The sequence below is a fragment of the Streptomyces sp. SID3343 genome (genome assembly GCF_009865215.1).
Taxonomy (GTDB): domain Bacteria; phylum Actinomycetota; class Actinomycetes; order Streptomycetales; family Streptomycetaceae; genus Embleya.
In genome coordinates this window covers 1-2,947 of sequence record NZ_WWJX01000800.1, presented here as the reverse complement: position 1 = coordinate 2,947, position 2,947 = coordinate 1, and the positions used below count along the sequence as shown (strand labels likewise).

The 2,947-nt window shown below is 70.7% G+C and carries 6 protein-coding genes; all 6 read left to right on the top strand.

Annotated elements, in window-relative coordinates; genetic code table 11:
- The first annotated feature begins 64 nt into the window (after positions 1-64).
- Positions 65-295, top strand: coding sequence for a hypothetical protein (locus tag GT354_RS24830; protein ID WP_161358593.1), 231 nt, complete (start codon positions 65-67; stop codon positions 293-295).
- Positions 296-357: 62 nt separating this feature from the next.
- On the top strand, positions 358-534 hold the full coding sequence (locus GT354_RS24825; RefSeq protein ID WP_161358592.1) for a hypothetical protein: 177 nt from the start codon (positions 358-360) through the stop codon (positions 532-534).
- A complete protein-coding gene (locus tag GT354_RS24820; protein ID WP_161358591.1) occupies positions 531-917 on the top strand; it encodes an RNase adapter RapZ in 387 nt (128 codons plus the stop codon). The genes GT354_RS24825 and GT354_RS24820 overlap by 4 nt, the downstream gene beginning before the upstream one ends.
- 123 nt (positions 918-1,040) lie before the next feature.
- Entirely contained in the window at positions 1,041-1,289 is a 249-nt protein-coding gene (locus GT354_RS24815) for a hypothetical protein (protein ID WP_161358590.1), read from the top strand.
- A complete protein-coding gene (locus GT354_RS24810; protein ID WP_161358589.1) occupies positions 1,286-1,975 on the top strand; it encodes a DNA cytosine methyltransferase in 690 nt (229 codons plus the stop codon). Before GT354_RS24815 ends, GT354_RS24810 begins: the two co-directional genes overlap by 4 nt.
- 73 nt (positions 1,976-2,048) lie before the next feature.
- Positions 2,049-2,947 (top strand): bifunctional DNA primase/polymerase (locus tag GT354_RS24805; protein ID WP_161358588.1); only part of this gene is annotated, 899 nt, incomplete at its 3' end.

The following is a 2,947-nucleotide window of genomic DNA, read 5'->3' as shown; positions in this document are numbered from 1 at the left end:
CACAAGCTCCGCGCCGACGGCACCCGCTGACCCACGCTCCGACCATCCGTCAGGAGAACCGGACATGACCACTCTCGCCGCCGGCGGGTCGACCGTGAGCATCGGCCTGCCCGTCATCCTCCTGCTCGCCGCGTTCGCCCTGCTCGCCTCGAACAAGGCCCCCAAGCTCGCCGGGTTCTGCCTGTTCGTCGCCGGCGTCAACCTCGCCGGCACCACGTTCGCCGCCTCGCTCAACGATTCCACCGGAACCCTCGTCACCGGCCTGGTCGACGCGCTCGCGTCCGCCATCGCCTGAGCGCCGGGCCCGCGCCCACCGCCTTGTCCCACACCCGCACACGGTCTGAGGAGACGATCACCATGAGCAGCGTTCGCCGCTACGAGGACTACAGCGCCCGTGACCTCAAGAAGATGATCGCCGAACGCCGGAAGCTCGCCGACCTGCGACGTCGACAGGGAGAGACGTTCCTTTTCGCGAACGACCACGGCCACATCGACGACATGCTCGAAGAGCTTGAGATCCGGGGCGAGCTGTGACCGCGACCGGCGTCACCGTGGTCTCGTTCGGCTACCTCCACGGGCCCGCGCCGGAGGCGACCGTCACGCTCGACCTGCGGACCCACTACCGCGACCCGCACGTCTCGCCGGACCTGCGGTACCTCACCGCCGACGACGAGGCGGTGCGACTGGCCGTGCTCGGCACGCCCGGCATCGCGCCCCTGCTCGCCGCCACCGCCGACATGGTCGTGGCCTACCTGGCCGGGCCGTCCGCCGGACCCATCACGGTGGCGGTCGGGTGCGCGGGGGGTCGACACCGCGCGGCCACCGTCGCCATGGCCCTCGGGCGAGATCTGCTGTGCCGTGCCATCCCGACCACCGTGATCCACCGCGACATGCACGCGGACGTTGTGGAGCGGTAGACCCGCCACGCAGCCAGCGCCGAACCGCCGTTCTAGAACCGCCCCGGGACGACCACCCAATCCGCCAAGACAGTCGGTCGCCCCGGGCTCCCGCACCACATCAGGAAACAGGAGAAATCCAGCATGACAGAGCTCATCCGAGAAGTGCCCGTTCCGCGCGAACTGCTGAACACCGAACCGCGCGGCATCGAGCGCCAGACCGGCGCCGAGAATCGCGCGCTGCTGTACCGCGCACTCGCCGACGCCGGCGTGGAACTCGGCATGTACGACCACCTCATCGTCGCTTGGCTCGGAGGCTGGGACAGCCCCACCGTCCTGGCCGTCGCCTCGCTCATCGCCCGCGCCGGCGGACCGAACGAGCAGGCGACGTGAGCCGCGCCCGGACCGGCGGGCCGCGCCTGCTCGACCTGTTCTGCTGTGCGGGAGGAGCCGCACGCGGCTACCAACTCGCCGGATTCCACGTGACCGGTGTCGACGTCGCCGAGCAGCCGAACTACTGCGGAGACGCGTTCGTTCGTGCCGACGCGATCGAGTACGCCGAAGCGCACGCCGCGGACTTCGACTTCGTCCACGCCTCGCCGCCCTGTCAGGACGCCTGCTCGCTCACCAAGGGCACCAACCGCGGACGCACCTACCCGCGGTTGATCGCACCCACCCGGAAGGTTCTCGCCGCGGCCGGTGTGCCGTTCGTCATCGAGAACGTCGCCGGCGCCGAACTACGGCGCGACGTGCGGCTGTGCGGCGAGATGTTCGATCTCGCCGTTATCCGACACCGCTACTTCGAGGTCCACGGCTTCACCGTGACCGCACCCGCGCACCGGCCGCACCGCGGACGCGTCGCGGGGATGCGCCACGGCGAGTGGTTCACCGGCCCGTATTTCGCCGTCTACGGCGACGGCGGGGGCAAGGGCACCGTCGCCCAGTGGCAGGCCGCCATGGGCATCGACTGGACCGACATCCGCCGCGAAATCGCCGAAGCGATCCCACCCGCCTACACCCACCTGATCGGCCGTCAGTTCCTCACCGCGCACGCCGAGCAGGCCGCGTCCGCCGCATAGCGCACACCACCCCTGACATGCCCGTACGGGCGCCATGACGGGCGCCCGTACGGCACCGGACCGGAGGGACACCATGACCCGACCGAACCCGACCCCCAAACGCACTGTGGTCTGCTCACGCTGGACAACCAACCCGTGCCCCGTAACCGAGGGACTGCGCCGCTACGTCAACGGCTACTTCTGCCCCGCCCACGCCCCCGGCTCGCCCTTGCGGGAAACGCCGCCGCTCGCCCCCGACGACAACCCGCTGAAGACCGCAGCGTTGTCCGCTGCCGAGCGCGGTTGGCGCGTCTTCCCTCTCGTGCCCGGCGCCAAGCGCCCGGCCGTCAAGGACTGGGAGACACGCGCCACCACCGACGCCGAGCGCATCGCGCGGTGCTGGGACCACGCCCCCTACAACATCGGGCTCGCCACCGGCCCGAGCGGACTGGTCGTCGTGGACCTCGACAAGCCCAAGAACGAGGACGACGTCCCGAAAGGACCATGGGCGAACGAGAACATCGGCGACGGTGCCGACGTGCTCGCGATCCTGGCCACGCGCGCCGAAGCGTCGTTCCCGGACGCGACGTTCACCGTGACCACACGTTCGGGCGGCCAACACCTGTACTTCCTCGCCCCGGACGGACCCGGCCTGCCCAGCACCGTGGGCAAACACGGATGGAAGGTCGACACGCGCGCACACGGCGGATACGTCATCGCCGCAGGCAGCATCATCGGCGCCCGCCCCTACACGATCAACCGTGACGGCGACGTGACACCGCTGCCGGATTGGCTGCTCGCCTTGCTGCGACCCGCCCCGGTGACCCGCCGCACGGTGCCCACACCGATCCCACGCGACACCAGCGCGTACGCGGCCGCCGCGCTGCGCAACGAGACCGCGAACGTCGCGGGCACCGCCGAGGGTGGTCGCAACGCGGCACTCGTACGGGCCGCGCGGGCGTTGGGTCGACTCGTGGCGTCCGGCGACCTTCC